This window comes from Knoellia locipacati, assembly GCF_007992835.1.
GTDB lineage: Bacteria > Actinomycetota > Actinomycetes > Actinomycetales > Dermatophilaceae > Knoellia > Knoellia locipacati.
Window position 1 is genome coordinate 1 of sequence record NZ_BKBA01000006.1, and the last position, 16,862, is coordinate 16,862.

Annotated in this window: 13 protein-coding genes; 7 read left to right on the forward strand and 6 right to left on the reverse strand. The window is 71.2% G+C overall.

The window, feature by feature from the left end:
- From KLO01_RS07570 to KLO01_RS07580, 3 genes are all read right to left on the reverse strand, one after another.
- Window positions 1–687 (reverse strand): cytochrome ubiquinol oxidase subunit I (locus KLO01_RS07570; RefSeq protein ID WP_147063792.1); only part of this gene is annotated, 687 nt, incomplete at its 3' end.
- A 102-nt stretch (window positions 688–789) separates the two neighbouring features.
- The gene (locus tag KLO01_RS07575; RefSeq protein ID WP_147063794.1) at window positions 790–2,478 is read right to left on the reverse strand and encodes a substrate-binding domain-containing protein; all 1,689 of its coding nucleotides are present in this window, start codon (window positions 2,476–2,478) and stop codon (window positions 790–792) included.
- A gap of 42 nt (window positions 2,479–2,520) precedes the next feature.
- On the reverse strand, window positions 2,521–2,910 hold the full coding sequence (locus KLO01_RS07580; protein WP_147063797.1) for a phage holin family protein: 390 nt from the start codon (window positions 2,908–2,910) through the stop codon (window positions 2,521–2,523).
- 96 nt (window positions 2,911–3,006) lie between these two features.
- Between KLO01_RS07580 and hisC the strand changes: the two genes are divergently transcribed.
- The gene (hisC, locus tag KLO01_RS07585) at window positions 3,007–4,107 is read left to right on the forward strand and encodes a histidinol-phosphate transaminase (RefSeq protein ID WP_147063799.1); all 1,101 of its coding nucleotides are present in this window, start codon (window positions 3,007–3,009) and stop codon (window positions 4,105–4,107) included.
- On the opposite strand, the gene KLO01_RS07590 is transcribed toward hisC, so the two are convergent.
- The gene (locus KLO01_RS07590; protein ID WP_147063800.1) at window positions 4,017–4,991 is read right to left on the reverse strand and encodes an EamA family transporter; all 975 of its coding nucleotides are present in this window, start codon (window positions 4,989–4,991) and stop codon (window positions 4,017–4,019) included. The two genes, hisC and KLO01_RS07590, sit on opposite strands and share 91 nt — an antisense overlap.
- 71 nt (window positions 4,992–5,062) lie before the next feature.
- Here KLO01_RS07590 and KLO01_RS07595 point away from each other — a divergent pair, with 71 nt between their 5' ends.
- Window positions 5,063–5,959, forward strand: a complete 897-nt coding sequence (locus KLO01_RS07595) for a LysR family transcriptional regulator (RefSeq protein WP_147063801.1) — start codon at window positions 5,063–5,065, stop codon at window positions 5,957–5,959.
- Between the two features lie 203 nt (window positions 5,960–6,162).
- Window positions 6,163–9,459: a S8 family serine peptidase gene (locus tag KLO01_RS07600; protein WP_222611951.1), complete on the forward strand. Its 3,297-nt coding sequence runs from the start codon at window positions 6,163–6,165 to the stop codon at window positions 9,457–9,459.
- Between the two features lie 86 nt (window positions 9,460–9,545).
- Here KLO01_RS07600 and KLO01_RS07605 read toward each other — a convergent pair whose 3' ends face one another.
- Together KLO01_RS07605 and KLO01_RS07610 are read right to left on the reverse strand one after the other, a co-directional pair.
- A complete protein-coding gene (locus KLO01_RS07605) occupies window positions 9,546–10,220 on the reverse strand; it encodes a hypothetical protein (RefSeq protein WP_147063803.1) in 675 nt (224 codons plus the stop codon).
- A 51-nt stretch (window positions 10,221–10,271) separates the two neighbouring features.
- Window positions 10,272–11,609 (reverse strand): serine hydrolase domain-containing protein, encoded by a 1,338-nt coding sequence (locus KLO01_RS07610; protein WP_147063804.1) that lies wholly within the window; start codon window positions 11,607–11,609, stop codon window positions 10,272–10,274.
- 334 nt (window positions 11,610–11,943) lie between these two features.
- Between KLO01_RS07610 and pdhA the strand changes: the two genes are divergently transcribed.
- The 4 genes from pdhA to KLO01_RS17120 are packed head-to-tail and all read left to right on the forward strand — an operon-like array spanning window position 11,944 to window position 16,830.
- The gene (gene pdhA, locus KLO01_RS07615; RefSeq protein WP_147063966.1) at window positions 11,944–13,041 is read left to right on the forward strand and encodes a pyruvate dehydrogenase (acetyl-transferring) E1 component subunit alpha; all 1,098 of its coding nucleotides are present in this window, start codon (window positions 11,944–11,946) and stop codon (window positions 13,039–13,041) included.
- Window positions 13,038–14,024 (forward strand): alpha-ketoacid dehydrogenase subunit beta, encoded by a 987-nt coding sequence (locus KLO01_RS07620; RefSeq protein WP_147063807.1) that lies wholly within the window; start codon window positions 13,038–13,040, stop codon window positions 14,022–14,024. Before pdhA ends, KLO01_RS07620 begins: the two co-directional genes overlap by 4 nt.
- A 27-nt stretch (window positions 14,025–14,051) precedes the next feature.
- The gene (locus tag KLO01_RS07625) at window positions 14,052–15,563 is read left to right on the forward strand and encodes a dihydrolipoamide acetyltransferase family protein (protein ID WP_147063809.1); all 1,512 of its coding nucleotides are present in this window, start codon (window positions 14,052–14,054) and stop codon (window positions 15,561–15,563) included.
- A gap of 55 nt (window positions 15,564–15,618) precedes the next feature.
- Complete coding sequence (locus KLO01_RS17120; protein WP_186827960.1) at window positions 15,619–16,830, forward strand: MFS transporter; 1,212 nt, start codon at window positions 15,619–15,621, stop codon at window positions 16,828–16,830.
- The last annotated feature ends 32 nt before the right edge of the window (window positions 16,831–16,862 follow it).

Sequence of the window (16,862 nt, forward strand, 5' to 3'; positions counted from 1 at the left end):
GAGGCGGGTGGCGCGGCGGTACATCGGGACGTCCTCGGCATCGGCGGCGCCCGGGGCTGCGGCACGGCGCCACAGCCAGATGCCGACGCCCATGACCGTCGCGCCACCGACCATGTAGGCCGAGGTGATGACGTGCGGGAAGGCGACGAGCTGGACCTTGTTGGTGAGGATCGCGAGGAAGTCGGTCATCTCGGCGCGGCCGTTCTCGGCGTTGTAACGGAACCCGACGGGGTTCTGCATGAACGAGTTCGCCGCGAGGATGAAGTAGGCCGAGAGCAGCGTGCCGATGTGGACGACCCACATCGTCGCCGCGTGGAGCTTCTCGGGGATGCGCCCCCACCCGAAGATCCACAGCCCGAGGAAGGTCGACTCGACGAAGAACGCGAGCAGGGCCTCGAGCGCGAGCGGGGCGCCGAAGACGTCACCGACGAAGCGCGAGTAGTCCGACCAGTTCATCCCGAACTGGAACTCCTGGACGATGCCGGTGACGAGGCCGAGCGCGAAGTTGATCGTGAAGAGCTTGCCGAGGAACTTCGTGAGGCGCAGCCACTCCGGCCGGCGGGTCCGCACCCACGCCACGTGCGTCACGGCGACGACGAAAGACAGTCCGATCGTCACCGGGACGAAGAGGAAGTGGTAGACGGTCGTGATGGCGAACTGCCACCTCGCCAGGTCGACGGGCTCCATCGGTCTCCTCGGGTCGGTCCCTCCAGCTACTACGACGCATAGTAATACGACGTGTCGTAGTAGACGAATCGGGCCGACGAGGAGTGGTGGTGGGTCGCGTCCCTACGGGGCCTGGGAGGGCTCGCGTGCGAGGAGGGCCTGGACGAAGACGGTGAGCAGGTCGTCCGGGGTGTTGGCGGTGTAGCTCGCACCACCCGACGCGGCGGCGATCGCCCGGAGCGCCTTGAGGTCGGCCTCGCCCATGCCGATCGTGATGATCCGGACCGGCTTGGCCGGGTCGTGCGCCTTCGTGACCTGGGCGAGCAACTGCGGGAGCTCCAGGCCGCCGCCGGGATCGTCGTTCTTGCCGTCGGTGATGATGACGACCGAGTTGAAGTACTCGGGGTCGTAGGTGCGCGTCATCTCGGCGTATGCCGTTGCCGTCGTGTCGTAGAGCCCGGTGTCGCCGCTGATGTAGCTCGGGAACTTCGTGAGCGCGGCGACGATGGCGTCGCGGTGGGTGGCCGCGCCCTCGGGCTCGTCGAGCCGGGCGATGGGGGCGATGGGCGCCCAGTCCTTGCCCTTGCCGCCCTTGTCGGTCGAGAAGATCCAGCCACCGACCTGGCTGCCGGCGGGCAGCTGCTTGACCGCGGTGATGAGCGACTCCTCGGCAACCTTGGCCCGGGTCTTGCCGCCGGTGTCCTTGGCGACGGTCGTCATCGAGCCGGAGACGTCGATGATCGCGAGCATCCGCGCGTCGGCCTTGAGGACGTCCCACTGGCGCAGCGCCGCCAGCCGGGCGTCGCCGGTCATGGCCCTGAGCGTCGTGAAGCTCGTCGCTTCGACCCCCTCGATCGTCGGCCCGCCGGTGTCGTCGTCGCTGCGGAAGCCTGCCTTCGTGAGCGCCTCGACGGCTGCCGGCGAGGTCACGGCGCGCAGCCCGGCGTCCGCGACCTCCTTGAGGCCGGGGGCGAGGTCGGGCGCGGGAACCCACGGGTAGTCCATCGACAGCGTGCCCGCCTTCGGGAAGAGCGGCACGAGCAGTCCGGGGTTGCCTGCGGTGTATGCCGCGAGCCCCTGTTCGCTGATCGGGAACGGCTCGCTGCGGGTGGTCGAGGACGTCGATGGGTCCTTGGCCCCGGCGAGCAGGTCGCCGGTGCCGGCCGCGGCGAAGCGCGAGAGCAGGATGATCCGCTGGCCAGCGGTGACGTCCTTCGTCGTCGCGCCCGCACCCGAGCGTGAGCCGAGGAAGGCGAGGCGGCTCGCGGTGTCGAGGTGCGGGTTGGCGAGGTGGACCGCGCCGGTCCTGTTGATGAGGTCGTTCCACGACGAGAACGTGCCGGACAGCTTGTTCGGGCTCGTCACGGGATTGGCGAGCACGACGGGGGAGTGCGCGACCGAGCCGGTCGCGACCCAGTCGGCCCTGACGCTGGAGCCGGTGCTGCCGGCGGTCGTCTGGTCGAGCCACACCGACGAGTCGGGGATCCACACGTCCGGGGCCCTGCCCTGCCGGATGCGGCTGGCGACGCTTGAAGAGCGGCCCCCGACCACCTCGTAGCGGTGGCATGGGTTGGCCCTGGTAGCGCTCCCCAGCTGGGTCTTGACGAGGTCGGCGAGCTCGGTCGGGACCTCGATGCGCAGCGGGGCGGTGGTGCAGGCGGCTCCCCCGCCCTCGGCGGCCGCGGTGTCGGTCGTGCCCGTGCCCTTGCCGAGCGCGTAGGCGCCTCCGGCGACGACGAGCCCTCCGACGACGAGGGCGGCGATGACCCCGCGCTGGCTGGGCGCAGCGGACTGTGCGTGGTGACGACCCATGGTGGTGGCGGTGTCAGGTGGCTGGCGTGACGGCGGTCGGGCTCAGTCGTCGTCGCCGTCGGGCAGGACGACGCTGAGGAGCCACGACACGATGGTGATGATGACGGCGCCGAAGACGGCGTCCCAGAAGAACTCCTTGATCGTGAACGCCAGCCCGAGGGGCCCGGCGATCCACTCGGTGATCTGCAGCATGAACGCGTTGACGATGAACGTGAACAGGCCGAGCGTCAGCACGACGAACGGGAACGACAGCACCTTGGCGATCGGCCGGATCACGGCGTTGACGAGGCCGAAGACCAGCGCGACGAGCACGATCGTCACGACCTTGCTGGTCCATGCGTCGTCGTCGCCGAAGCTGATGCCGTCGATGAGGCCGGCCGCGGCCCAGAGGGCGACGGCGTTGATGAGGACCCGGATCAGGAAGTTCTGCACGCGGTCACTCTCCCACGATCACCGCGGCCGGGGAATGAGGCGCGGGGCGATGTGGCCACTCTCTCGTCGCCCGCCGGTGGCAATACAGTGACGGGCATGACCGACGGCACGCCTTCGACACCGCCCACCCCCGTGCGCCTGCGAGGGTCGCTCGACGCCGTCCCCGCCTACGTCGCGGGCAAGCCGGCCGCACCGCAGGCCGGTGTCACGGCATACAAGATGTCGTCCAACGAGAACCCGTACCCGCCGCTGCCCTCGGTCCTCGACGTCGTGCGCGAGCAGGCGGCGCAGATGAACCGCTACCCGGACATGGGCGTCACGGCCCTCACGGCGGCGCTCGCGGAGCGGCTCGACGTGCCCGCCGCGCGGATCTCCACGGGGCCCGGCAGCGTCGGCGTCCTCGGCCAGATCATCACCGCCCTCTGCGACGCCGGTGACGAGGTCGTCTTCGCGTGGCGCAGCTTCGAGGCCTACCCGATCCTCGTCGCGCTCGCCGGTGCCACCGCCGTGCGGGTGCCGCTCACGAGCGAGGCGCGCCACGACCTCGACGCCATGGCGCAGGCGATCACCGACCGGACCAAGGTCGTCCTCGTCTGCACCCCCAACAACCCCACCGGGCCGAGCGTGCGCACCGACGAGCTCGAGGCGTTCCTCGACCGCGTGCCCGACGACGTGCTCGTCGTCCTCGACGAGGCCTACCTCGAGTTCGTCACGAGCGACGACGCCCCCGACGCTCTCGCCATCCACCGCGCCCGCCCCAACGTCGCGGTCCTGCGCACCTTCTCCAAGGCCTACGGCCTCGCGGGCCTGCGGGTCGGGTATGCCGTGGCGCACGAGCCGGTGGCCGAGGCGTTGCGCAAGGCGGCGATCCCGTTCGGTGTGAACTCGCTCGCCCAGGCCGCCGCCCTCGCCTCCCTCGAGGCGTTCGACGAGCTCGACGTGCGGGTCAAGGAGCTCGTCGGCGAGCGCGCCCGCGTCGTCGCCGCGCTCGAGGAGCAGGGCTGGGACATCCCCGACAGCGACGCCAACTTCGTGTGGTTCGGCGTCGGGGAGCGCACCGCAGAGCTCGCGGCCGCGTGCCAGGCGGCCGGACTCACCGTGCGGCCCTACGGCACCGACGGCGTGCGCGCGACGATCGCCGAGCCCGAGGCCAACGACCGGCTGCTCGAGGTGCTTGCGTCGTTCCCCCGCGACTGAGTCGCGTCCGCGACCTGCGGCGTGTGCCGGCCGCCGGCCGTGAGCAGGACCCCCACCACGACGACGGCGCACCCGAACCACTCCACGGGTGACGGGCGTTCGCCGAGGACGAGCCACGCCGCGGTGAGGCCGGTGACCGGGACGAGCATCGAGAACGGCGCCACCGTCCCGGCGGGGTGTCGGGCCATGAGCCAGGACCAGATGCCCGTCCCGACGACGGTGGCGACGAGGCTCGTGTAGAGCAGCCCGGCGATCGCGGTCCCGCCCACCGACGTGCCGAGGCTCGTGAGGGAGTCGCCGATCCGCGAGGGTCCCTCGACGACGAGGCTGAGCAGGAGCATGGGCACGGGCGGCACGACGCTCATCCACATCGTCAGGCGGACCGGCTGGCTCGAGCGGGCGCGGCGGACCGCGAGGTTGCCGAAGGCCCAGCCCAGCCCGCCGAGGACCGTGAGGACGAACGGCCACACCGCCGAGACGTCACCGCGCTGCGAGCCGACGATCCCGAGTCCGAGCATCGCGACGAGGACGCCGAGCCCGCGCCGGGCCGACAGGTGCTCGCCGAGCATCGCCCCGAGGACGACGGTGAAGGGCGCGGAGCTCTGGAGGACGAGCGAGGCGAGACCGGCCGGCATACCGGCGGCCATGCCCCAGTAGAGGAAGGTGAACTGGAGCATCCCGAAGCCGAGGCCGTAGAGCACGACCCACCGCCAGGCGACATCGGGCCGGGGCACGAAGAGGACGGCGGCGATGGCCAGCGGCGCCCAGCGCAGGGCGACCGTGAAGAACGGCGGGAACTGCTCGAGCGACGCGTGGATCGCAATGAAGTTCAGGCCCCAGAGGACGGCGACGAGGACGGCGAGGAGTCGGTGGCGAATGGGCACAGTCCCATCGTGCGGGCGAGGACTGCTTCGGTCTACTGAATGTTTCTTGCCCAAGTCATTAGGCTCACTGCATGGACGTGCGTCACCTCAGCCTGCTCCGAGAGCTCGCCGACCGCGGCAGTGTCACGGCGGTCGCCGCCGCGACCCACCGCACCGGGTCGGCGGTGTCACAGCAGCTGCGCACCGCCGAGCGCGACCTCGGCGTGCCCCTCGTCGAGCCCGCCGGGCGCGGGCTCCGCCTCACCGACGCCGGGCGGCTCCTGGCCGAGGCCGCCGTCGACGTCGAGAGCGCCCTGGCCCGGGCGGAGTCCCGGCTTGACGAGTTCCGTGGGCGGCCGACCGGACGGGTCCGGATCGCCGCCCTCACGAGTGCCGCGGAGTTCCTCGTGCCCGGTGCCCTCGCCGTCCTGGCCTCGGACGGGATCGAGGTCGAGCTCACCGACACCGACGTCTCCGAGGCCGACTACGCAGAGCTCGCCGCCGACCACGACGTCGTCATCGGCCACAGCCTGCTGGGCGCTGTCCCTGCGGGCGCCGAGCGACTGGCCCGGACGGTGCTCGTCCGGGAGCCGCTCGACGTCGCGGTCCCGAGCGGGCACCCGCTGGCGGCGAGGGACGAGCTCTCGCCGCGGGACGTCGTCGACGAGACCTGGGTCGGGGTGCCGGAGGGCTATCCCTTCGAGACGGTGCTCGACGGCGTCGCCCGCGTGACCGGGCGTCCCGTCACCGTGACCCAGCGGATCCGCGACAACCGGATCGCCGAGGCCCTCGTCGCCGCTGAGGTCGGGCTCGCCCTGCTGCCCCGGTTCACGACCCGCCCCCGTGAGGGTGTCGTGCTGCGGCCGCTGCGAGGCGTCAACGCACGCCGCTGGGTGGTCGCGATGTCACGGCCCGACCGGGCGGAGCGGGCCGTCGTCCGGCGCACCGTGGCCGCGCTGCGGGACGTGGCGAGGCGGGCCGCTGGCTGAGTGGCCCGACCACCGTCCATGACGGCCCCCGGGCACCACCCGAAGGGGTGGAATGCAGAATTGATCCCCGCGTATCCCACAATTTTCTCTGCGTGACCTCTAGCGGGTCGCGCGTCCAGAGGTCAGACTGACGGTTCCGCCCGTTCCCTGCGGGTGCGAGTCGTGGGCCCCCTGTGCTCACGAGGACCCGAGAGGACACCGACGTGACCCGACGCACCATGCGCCGCACCTTCACGACGGTCACCGGAATCGCAGCCGCGGCACTTGCCGTCACGGCTGCAGCGCCCCCGTCCGGGGCGGCTCCGCGAGACCGTGAGATCACCGTGGCGAAGACGCCCAAGGCGGAGCCGCAGAACGGCAAGGTCAAACCCACCAAGTCCGCCGACAAGCTCGGACGCCACGACCGCGACCTCCTCGAGAAGGCTGTCGACAGCAAGGCCGCGCGGGTCGTCGTCATGATCGCGACCAGCAAGGGCAAGACCGCGGACGCGGTCAAGGCCATCAGGGCGAGCGGTGGTGTCGTCGCCACGGTCAACGACAAGCTCGGCTACATCAGCGCCAGCGTGCCCACGGGCAAGGTCGACGCCGTGGCCAAGAACGCCGCCATCCTCGCGGTCGACCTCAACGAGAGCATCCCGCTCCCCAAGCCCGAGGCTCAGAAGGCCGGTGGGGGCAAGGCCGCTGCCACTGCGGCCCCCGGGGCGTCGACGCCCGACGACAATCCGTTCATGCCGACCCGCGACACGGGGTCGATCGCCTTCAAGAAGGCCAACCCGACGTTCGACGGTCGGGGCGTCACCATCGGCGTCATCGACTCCGGGGTCGACCTCGACCACCCCGCGCTGCAGAAGACCTCCACGGGCGAGCGCAAGATCGTCGACTGGGTCACCGGCACCGACCCGCTGCTCGAGAACGACGCGTCCTGGCGCCCCATGCTCACCAGCGTCACGGGCCCGACCTTCACCATCGCCGGTGTCGGGACCTACACCGCGCCCGCCGGCACCTACAAGTTCAACCGGGTCGCCGAGAGCATCTCGTTGAACGACGAGGCGGCCGGTGACTTCAACCGCGACGGTGACACCACCGATCGCTGGGGCATCCTCTACGACGAGAAGACCAACGACATCTGGGTCGACGCCAACCAGGACTTCGTCTTCTCGCCCGACGAGAAGATGCGCCCCTACAAGGAGAAGTTCGACATCGGCCACTTCGGTGTCGACAACCCGGCGACGCCGATCGCCGAGTCGATGCCGTTCGTCGTCGAGTACCGCGAGGACGTCGACCTCACCCCCGCCGGCCTCCCCGGCCAGAAGGCCGACTTCGTCAACATCGGCGTCGTCGAGGCCGCGCACGGCACCCACGTCGCCGGCATCGCGGCGGGCCACTCGCTCCTCGGTGGTGCGATGAACGGTCAGGCGCCCGGCGCCAAGATCGTCTCCAGCCGCGCCTGCTCGTGGGGTGGCGGCTGCACTGCTGTCGCGCTGACCGACGGCATGGTCGACCTCGTCGTCAACCGTGGTGTCCAGATCGTCAACATGTCGATCGGTGGCCTCCCGGCGCTCAACGACGGCAACAACGCCCGAGCCCGGCTCTACGACGCCCTGATCAGCACCTACGGCGTGCAGATCGTCATCTCGGCCGGCAACAGCGGTCCGGGCATCAACTCGATCGGTGACCCGTCGGTCGCCACCGACGTCATCTCCGTGGCCTCCTCGATCACCAAGGAGACCTGGAAGTCCAACTACGGCGCCGACGTGAGCAGCAAGCTCGCCCTGCACAACTACTCCTCGCGCGGTCCGCGTGAGGACGGTGGCTTCAAGCCCAACATCATGGCGCCGGGCTCGGCGATCTCGTCGATCCCGACGTGGCAGCCGGGTGGTCCGGTCCCCGAGGCCGGCTACGACCTGCCCCCGGGCTATGCCCACTTCAACGGCACCTCGATGGCGTCGCCGCAGGCCGCCGGCGCCGGCGCGCTCCTGCTCTCGGCCGCCAAGGCCCAGGGTGTGTCGGTCACGCCGCGCCAGCTGCGCGACTCGATCTACTCGTCGGCCAACTACCAGCGCGACCTCGAGGCCATCGGCCAGGGTGCCGGGCTCATGGACGTGCCCGCCGCGTGGCGGCTGCTTCGCACCGAGCCCACCTCGCAGGACTACACGGTCGTGGCGCCGGTGTGCACCCCGATCTCCTCGCTGCTGGCCACCCCCGACAAGGGCACGGGTCTCTACAACCGCTGCGCCGCCGACGCTGGTGGGCTCCGCTCGGGTGTCGAGCAGTCCTACCCGCTCACCGTGACCCGTGACTCGGGCAAGGACGGCAACGTGCAGCACCAGCTCCGGTTGGTCGGCAACGACGGCACGTTCAGCCTCGCCTCCAAGCAGGTGAAGCTGGGCCTCGACTCCGCGAGCACCGTGTCGGTCCGGGCCAAGACCTCGAAGCCCGGTGTCCACTCCGCCATCCTCGAGATCGACGACCCGCGGACCTCCGTGGTCGACAAGCGCGTCCTTCTCACGGTGGTTCTGTCCCAGGACCTCGCCTCGCCGAAGTTCAGCCAGGTGCAGTCGGACACCGTCGAGCGCAACCTCAACAAGAAGCTCTTCGTGACGGTCCCGGCCGGCGCGAAGTCGCTGCAGGTCAACCTCGGTGGCATCGGCTCGGGATCGCAGGTCCGCTGGATCGCCTACAACCCGTACGGCGTCCCGGTCGAGTCCACCTCGTCGCTCGTGTGCTTCACGAACTACAACGCGGGTGGCGGCTGCAACGCCTTCTCGCGGGCCTACGCCAACCCGATCCCCGGCATCTGGGAGCTCCAGGTCGAGGCTCGACGGACGACGCCGACGCTCAACAACCCCTACAAGCTCACCGCGAGCGCGCAGGGTGTCGTCGTCAACCCGGCCACGCAGACCCTGCCCACGGCAAAGGTCGGCGTCGCCAGCCCCGTCTCGTGGACGGTCACCAACCAGTTCGCGGACGTCACGATCGCACCGAAGGGTGGGCCGCTCGGCTCGGCCGTCGCCGGTCGCAAGACGGTCGCGAACCACGAGGTCCAGTCCTACACGGTGACGATCCCGGCGGGAGCGACCAAGTTCACCGCCAAGATCGGCAACCCGTCCGACCTCGGCGCCGACCTCGACCTCTTCGTCCGCAACGCGGCCGGGACGATCGTGGCGCAGCAGGCCGACGGTGACAGCGAGGAGGCCGTGACCATGGTCAACCCCGCAGCCGGCACCTACACCGTGCAGGTGGACGCCTACTCGGTCCCGTCCGGGTCCACCCAGTACGACTACCTCGACGCCTTCTACTCGCCCGGCCTCGGGACCCTCACGGTCCCGTCGACGACGACCGCCCTCGCGCAGGGTGCCTCGACGTCGGTGACGGGTGCGGTGACGGTGGCCGCGGTCCCGGAGGCCGGACGCCAGGTCTCCGGTGAGATGCAGGTCCTGTCCGACCAGGGAGCACTCCTCGGCACGGGCCAGGTCCTCATCGGGTCGGTCACCCCGTGACCTTCGCCTGACACCACGCAGAGGGCCCCGCGGCGAGCATTCGCCGCGGGGCCCTTCGCTGTCCCGGCCCGTGGCCGGACCGGTCGTCAGCCGAGGACGCGCACGCTGAGCACCTCGAACGCCGTGCCCTGCTGGCAGGTCGTCGCCATGTCGACGCGGGCGACCCCCCGGACCTCGACGCGACCGTCGGGCACCGGGATCTTGCCGACGAGCACGAAGACGCCCTTGTCGGTCTGGAGGACCCGGCAGCCGGCCTCGACGCCCTGCGCCGCGACACCGGTGAGCGTCGTCACGCCCGAACCCTTGGCGGGCGGTGGCGGGGTGAGGTCCTCGACGAACGTCCCCTCGGTCACCTTCGTCACCTGGAACGGCAGACCCTGCGGGCATGCCGGGTCCATCGCGTCCATCGCGACACCCTCGACGATGTATGCCGTCCCGGCCCGCAGCGTCCCCGTCTCGCCGATGAGGACCCACTGCGTGGCGCCGCGGTCGTTCTTGAAGACGGTGCAGCCGTTGTCGGTGCTCGTCACCCGGCCGGTCATCGTCGTGGGGCGGGCGCGACCGCTCGACGGCATGCTCGGGCTGGTCCCGGCCGGGCCGGACGGCTGCGAGGTCGGTGACGAGGACGCTGACGAGGGCATGTCCGAGGGTCCCACGTCGGAGCCGGCATCCCCCGCCCCACCGCAGGCGGTGAGGAGCGTGAGAGCGCAGAGCGCGCTCACGGCATACGAGATCGTCTGTCGGTGCGGGCGCGTCGGCATGGTCATGAACCTACGACGCGGGCCGCCCGCGAACGGTTCCCGGGCCGGTCCTCAGCGCGAGAGCGCGGCGACGAGGGGGACGACCGCCGGGTCCTCGCCCGACATCTCCGGGCTGAAGCCAAGCCTCACGACGACGAGCCGCTTGCTCGGGACGACGTAGACGCGCTGGCCGTCGTGGCCCTGCATCGAGTACGTGTCGGGGGTGAGGGTCGGCTCGACGAGGCTGCCGTCGGCGTCGGTGTTGGACCACCAGCCGGCCGCGTAGCCCTTCTCCTCGGAGCTCGGGACCGGGGTGACCTTGGTCGACGCGGCCATCCAGCCCTCGGGGAGCAGGCGCTGTCCGCCCCAGACGCCGTCCTGGAGGGCGAGCTGGGCGAGCGCTGCCCAGTCGCGGGGCGTGGCCCAGAGGTAGGAGCTGCACACGGGCGTCCCCACGCCGTCGGTCTCGAGCACCGCCGAGCGCAGGCCGAGGGGTGCGAACACCTGGGCCGCCGCGAGCCGCGAGGTCGCCTTCGCCCTGGCGCCGAGGACCGAGCAGAGCAGCGTCGTGCTGCCGCTGGAGTACTGCTGGTGGGTGCCGGGGGCGTGCGCGAGCTCCTGCGAGGCGACGTAGCCGGCCATGTCGCGCTCGCCGTAGAGCATCTGGGTGATCGGTGTGCCGAGGTCGTAGGTCTCGTCCCAGGCGAGGCCGCCGGTCATCCGGAGCAGCTGGTCGACGGTGATCTTCGCGCGGTCGTCCTTCCACTCGGGGCGCAGGTGGTCGTCGGTGAGCCGGACCGCGCCCTCGAGAACGAGGCGCCCGGTGAGGAGGTTGGTCACCGACTTCGTCATCGACCAGCCGAGCTGCGGCGTGTCCTGGGTGAAGCCGTCGGCGTAGCGCTCGCCGACGATGGCGCCGTCGCGGACGACGACGACGCCGCGGGTGCCGAGCCGCTCGCGCTCGACGTCGCCGAGCTCGTCGCCGAAGGCCGCGGCGATGAGCCGGGCCACCTCCGGGTCGTCGGTGCTGCTCGCCGTGGTGAACGGGTTGGTCCCGCCCGCGGCGGGTGCGGGGCCCGGCGTCGCCACCTCGGGCGCACCGCCGACCGTGCACCCGGTCTCGGGGGACCATGCGGCCTCCTGGCCGGCGAGCAGGCCCTTGATCGACGTCCTCGCCCGCTTGGCGTCGTCGTCGACGCTCGTCGACAGGTAGGGCACGAGCGGGTTCGGCGGCAGGTCGGTCCCCGGGTTCGACCGCTCGGCGACGAAGGCCAGGGCGCAGGCGTTGTGCGCGGCGTAGCCGGTGCCCGTGCGCAGCAGCGGTCGTGCGTACCAGTAGCCACCGACCGCGGCGACGACGACGAGGACGAGGACGGCGGCAAGGACCCGGGGCCAACGGCGGCGACGCATGCCCGGAACCTACCTCCCGTGGGGGCATCGGCCAGCACGTTTGGGAGGTGATGGCGCCCTCGCGGTACGTTGGGCCCCAGCAGGCTTGGGAGCACGGTTCACACCCCGAACATGACTCCCCAGACACCGCCGTCCGGGCCGCGCGCGCACGAGCGCGAGGAGCCGGCGGCCCGAGCCGGGCATCCGCCACGAGCGGGTCCCCCAGGGAACAGGAGCGCCCGTGAGCGACACCGACGTCGCTGCCACCCCGCCGACCGGTGGGATCGACCACCACGTCTCGGTGGACCCGGCAGCACCAGCAGAGCCCCGCTCGGCGGCCGATGGCGGCCCCGACATGGTCCAGCTCCTCACCCCCGAGGGTGAGCGCATCGCCAACGCGCAGTACGACGAGATCATCGACGCGATGAGCAACGACGACCTCCGCGGCCTCTACCGCGACCTCGTCCTCATCCGTCGCGTCGACCAGGAGGCCACCGCTCTCCAGCGTCAGGGCGAGCTCGGCCTGTGGGCCTCGCTCCTCGGCCAGGAGGCCGCCCAGATCGGCGCCGGCCGCGCGATGCGCACGCAGGACCACTGCTTCCCCGGCTACCGCGAGCACGGCATCGCCTGGGCCCGCGGCGTCGACCCGATGCGGCTCATCGCGATGTACCGCGGCGTCGACAAGGGCGCGTGGGACCCGGCCGAGTTCGGCTTCCACCCCTACACGATCGTCATCGGCAACCAGAGCCTGCTCGGCACCGGCTACGCCATGGGCATCCAGCGCGACGGCGCCGTCGGCACCGACGACCCCGAGCGCGACGCCGCCGTCATCGCCTGCATGGGCGACGGGGCCACCGCCCAGGGCGACAACAACGAGGCCTTCGTCTTCGCCGGTGTCTACAACAGCCCCGTCGTCTTCTTCTGCCAGAACAACCAGTGGGCGATCTCCGAGCCCAACGAGCGCCAGACCCGAGCGCCGATCTACAAGCGCGCCGACGGCTTCGGCTTCCCCGGCATCCGCGTCGACGGCAACGACGTCCTCGGTGTGTATGCCGTGACGACCGCCATGCTCGACCGTGCCCGTTCCGGTGAGGGCCCGTCCCTCATCGAGGCGTTCACCTACCGGATGGCCGCCCACACGACCTCCGACGACCCGACCAAGTACCGCGTCTCCGCGGAGGTCGAGATCTGGAAGCTGCGCGACCCGATCGCCCGCTACCGCCGCTGGCTCACCTCCGAGGGCATCGCCGACGCCGACTTCTTCGACGCGATCGACCGCGAAGCCGACGAGCTCGGCGAGCACGTGCGCAGCGCGACCGTGTCGATGGCCGACCCGGACGTGTCCGACATCTTCGACCAGGTCTACGTCGAGCCGCACCGCCAGGTGCAGGACGACAAGGCGGCCTTCACGGCATACAACGACTCCTTCGCGGCCGAGGAGGCGCGGGCATGACGACGACCAAGAGCACGATCGCCAAGGCGATCAACGCGGGCCTGCGCAAGGCGATGGAGAACGACCCCAAGGTCATCCTCCAGGGCGAGGACATCGGCAAGCTCGGTGGCGTCTTCCGCATCACCGAGCACCTCCAGAAGGACTTCGGCGAGGACCGGGTCATCGACACCCCGCTCGCCGAGTCCGGGATCATGGGCACCGGCATCGGGCTGGCCCTGCGCGGCTACCGGCCCGTCGTCGAGATCCAGTTCGACGGCTTCGTCTACCCGGCGTTCGACCAGATCGTCTCGCAGCTGTCCAAGCTGCACTCGCGCTCGCGCGGCGCCGTCAAGGTGCCCGTCGTCGTCCGCATCCCCATGGGTGGCGGCATCGGCGCGGTCGAGCACCACAGTGAGTCCAACGAGGCCTACTTCGCGCACACGCTCGGTCTGCGCGTCGTCTTCTGCTCCAACCCCGAGGACGCCTACTGGATGATCCAGCAGGCCATCGAGTGCGACGACCCGGTGATCTTCTACGAGCCCAAGCGGCGCTACCACGAGAAGGGCGAGGTCGACTTCGACGCCCCCGCCGCGCCACGCGACCTGTTCTCCGCGCACACCGTGCGCGAGGGCACCGACGTGACGCTCGCCTGCTGGGGCCCCATGGTCCGCACCTGCCTCGACGCCGCAAAGGTCGCCGAGGAGGAGGGTACCTCGATCGAGGTCATCGACCTGCGCTCGGTGAGCCCGCTCGACATCGACGCCATCACCCGCTCGGTCGAGAAGACCGGCCGTCTCGTCGTCGCCCAGGAGGCGCCGTCGTTCGTGTCGGTGGGCTCCGAGATCGCCGCACTCGTCACCGAGCGCTGCTTCTACTCGCTGGAGTCGCCGGTCATCCGCGTCGCCGGCTGGAACACGCCCTACCCCGCGAGCAAGCTCGAGGAGCACTACCTGCCCGACCTCGACCGCGTGCTCGACGGCGTCGACCGCGCGCTGTCCCACTGACCCGACCTGTCTGAGGAGAACGACTTCATGGGTGCCAAGCACTTCAACCTCCCCGACCCCGGTGAGGGCCTGCTCGAGGCGGAGATCGTCGAGTGGAAGGTCGCCGTCGGCGACACCGTCAAGGTCAACGACATCGTCGTCGAGATCGAGACGGCCAAGTCGCTCGTCGAGCTGCCCATCCCCTGGGCCGGCACGGTCTCGGCGCTGCTCGTGAGCGTCGGCGACGAGGTCGAGGTCGGCACGCCGATCATCACCATCGACGACGGTCAGGGAGGGGACTCCGCGCCCGCCACCGCCACCGTCCCCGACGTCCAGGCCGGTGCGCAGAGCTCGGTCGAGGTCGGGCCCGGCAACGCCGCCGCGGCCGCCGACGCCGAGATCGAGGAGGAGCCGGTCAAGACGCTTGTCGGCTACGGCCCGAAGGCCGGTGGCACGACCCGCCGCGCGCGCAAGGCCGCCGCTCCCTCCGCCCCCGCCGCCCCCGCTGCTCCTCCGGCTCCGGCTCCGGCTCCGGCAGCGTCTGCGGATCCGGCTGCTAGAGCCGCCACTTCCGCAGACGCAAGCGGTGCGGACGGCGCCGCCGGCGGTGGCAAGGTGCTCGCCAAGCCGCCGGTCCGCAAGCTCGCGAAGGACCTCGGCGTCGACCTCGCCTCCGTGCCCGCCTCGGGTGAGGGTGGCATCGTCACCCGCTCCGACGTCGAGTCGTATGCCGCGGCCGCACCCGCCGCTGCCGGCTCATCCGACGCCTCGGCCGGGGCCACGACGGCGCCGGCGGCCGGGACCGGTTCTGCTGCACCGGCATACGGACCGTTCGGCTCCGGTGAGCGAGAGGTGCGCGTGCCGATCAAGGGCGTGCGCAAGATGACCGCGCAGGCGATGGTCGGCAGTGCGTTCACGGCGCCGCACGTCACCGAGTGGGTCACCGTCGACGTCACCGCGACCATGGACCTCGTCGCGAAGCTCAAGAAGGACAAGGAGTTCAGGGACGTCAAGGTGACGCCGCTGCTCATCCTCGCCAAGGCGATGATCATCGCGGCGCGTCGCAACCCCGGCATCAACGCCTCGTGGGACGAGCAGGCCCAGGAGATCGTCCTCAAGAGCTACGTCAACCTCGGCATCGCCGCGGCGACCCCGCGCGGGCTCGTCGTCCCGAACATCAAGGACGCCGACCGGCTCGACCTCCGTGGGCTCGCCGAGGCCATCGGTGCCCTCACCGCCACCGCACGCGAGGGGCGCACGCAGCCGGCCGACATGTCCGGCGGCACGGTGACCATCACCAACATCGGTGTCTTCGGCATCGATGCGGGCACCCCGATCCTCAACCCCGGGGAGGCCGCGATCCTCGCGTTCGGCACGATCAGCCGCCGCCCGTGGGTCGTCACCGACGAGTCCGGCGAGGAGAGCATCGTCCCGCGGTCGGTGACGACGCTCGCGCTGAGCTTCGACCACCGCCTCGTCGACGGCGAGCTCGGGTCGCGCTACCTCGCCGACGTCGCCGCGATCCTCGCCGACCCGGCCCGGGCGCTCGTCTGGGGCTGAGCCCACCGCTCGAGCTCGATCGAGAGCACCCGCCGACTCGTGACAGAGTTGGCGGGTGCTCTCGACGTACCGCCCCCTGTTCGCGATCCCCGGGGCCACGCGGTTCCTCGCGGCCGGAGCACTGTCGCGGGTCGGCGGCGCGATGTTCGGGGTCGCGATCATCGTCATGATCGCGACCCGGCGCGACTCCTACGGCCTCGCCGGCGCGGTCTCTGCCGGTGGCATCGTCGTCCTCGCGGTCGCGGGTCCGGTCATCGGCCGCCTCGTCGACAAGCACGGCCAGCGTCGCGCGTCGATGCCGTTCATCCTCATGACGTTCGTCGCCGGACTCGTCACCGTGGCGCTGTCCGCGGTCGGCGCACCCGCGTGGACCCTCTTCGTCGGGTATGCCGTGTCAGCCTTCCTCCCCGAGATGGGGCCCATGTCCCGGGCCCGCTGGGCGCACCTGCTGCGCGACGAGCCCGACGCCCTGCACGCGGCGATGTCGCTCGAGCAGGTCATCGAGGAGGCGACCTTCGTCCTCGGTCCGGTGCTCGGGGTGCTCGCCGCGACGACGCTCTTCCCCGAGGCCGGGCTGCTCCTCGCCTACGTCGTGTTCACCGCGGGGTCGGTGCTCTTCCTCGCCGAGCGGCGCTCGGAGCCGCCCGTCGTCCCGCACGACGAGCGCCCGCACGGTCTGGCCATCGCCCGGCCGGGTGTGGCGGCCGTGGCGGCGGCGCTGTTCATGGTCGGTGCGGTGTTCGGTGGCAACGAGGTGGTGGCGGTGGCCGTCGCCGACGAGGCGGGCCGGACCGGCATGAGCTCGGTGATCCTCGGCGCCTTCGCACTCGGCTCGGCGCTGTCGGCGATCGTCTTCGGGACCCGGAAGTTCACCGGCTCGATCGCCAGGCGGTTCGTGTGGTGTGCGTTGGGGATGTTCGTCCTCGAGGCGCCGGTGCTGCTCATCGACAGCCTCTGGGGCCTGACCCTCATGATGTTCGTGGCCGGCTCCGCCACCGCCCCCACCCTCATCACCGGGATGACGCTCGTGCAGCACCTCGTGCCCCGAGCCTTCCTCACCGAGGGCATGGCCGTGGTCATCACCGGCCTCCTCATCGGACTGGCCTCGGGGACGGCACTGAGCGGCATCCTCGTCGACTCCTGGGGCGCCCACGAGACGTTCGCGCTGCCGGTCGCGGCCGCGCTGCTGTCCGCGGTCATCGCTGCGGCGTGGGGTCGCGTCCTGGGGCGGTCCGTGCGAGGGGCGCGACCCGCGGAGACGTCCTAGAGTCGGTTCCCGCAGGAGTCCACGGGCAGAGG

What these genes read in the sequence shown, in the direction of transcription:
- KLO01_RS07575 (WP_147063794.1), bottom strand. Translation starts at nt 2,478, where the DNA reads ATGGGTCGTCACCACGCACAGTCCGCTGCGCCCAGCCAGCGCGGGGTC.
- hisC (WP_147063799.1), top strand. Translation starts at nt 3,007, where the DNA reads ATGACCGACGGCACGCCTTCGACACCGCCCACCCCCGTGCGCCTGCGA.
- KLO01_RS07595 (WP_147063801.1), top strand. Translation starts at nt 5,063, where the DNA reads ATGGACGTGCGTCACCTCAGCCTGCTCCGAGAGCTCGCCGACCGCGGC.
- KLO01_RS07605 (WP_147063803.1), bottom strand. Translation starts at nt 10,220, where the DNA reads ATGCCGACGCGCCCGCACCGACAGACGATCTCGTATGCCGTGAGCGCG.
- KLO01_RS07610 (WP_147063804.1), bottom strand. Translation starts at nt 11,609, where the DNA reads ATGCGTCGCCGCCGTTGGCCCCGGGTCCTTGCCGCCGTCCTCGTCCTC.
- pdhA (WP_147063966.1), top strand. Translation starts at nt 11,944, where the DNA reads ATGGTCCAGCTCCTCACCCCCGAGGGTGAGCGCATCGCCAACGCGCAG.
- KLO01_RS07620 (WP_147063807.1), top strand. Translation starts at nt 13,038, where the DNA reads ATGACGACGACCAAGAGCACGATCGCCAAGGCGATCAACGCGGGCCTG.
- KLO01_RS07625 (WP_147063809.1), top strand. Translation starts at nt 14,052, where the DNA reads ATGGGTGCCAAGCACTTCAACCTCCCCGACCCCGGTGAGGGCCTGCTC.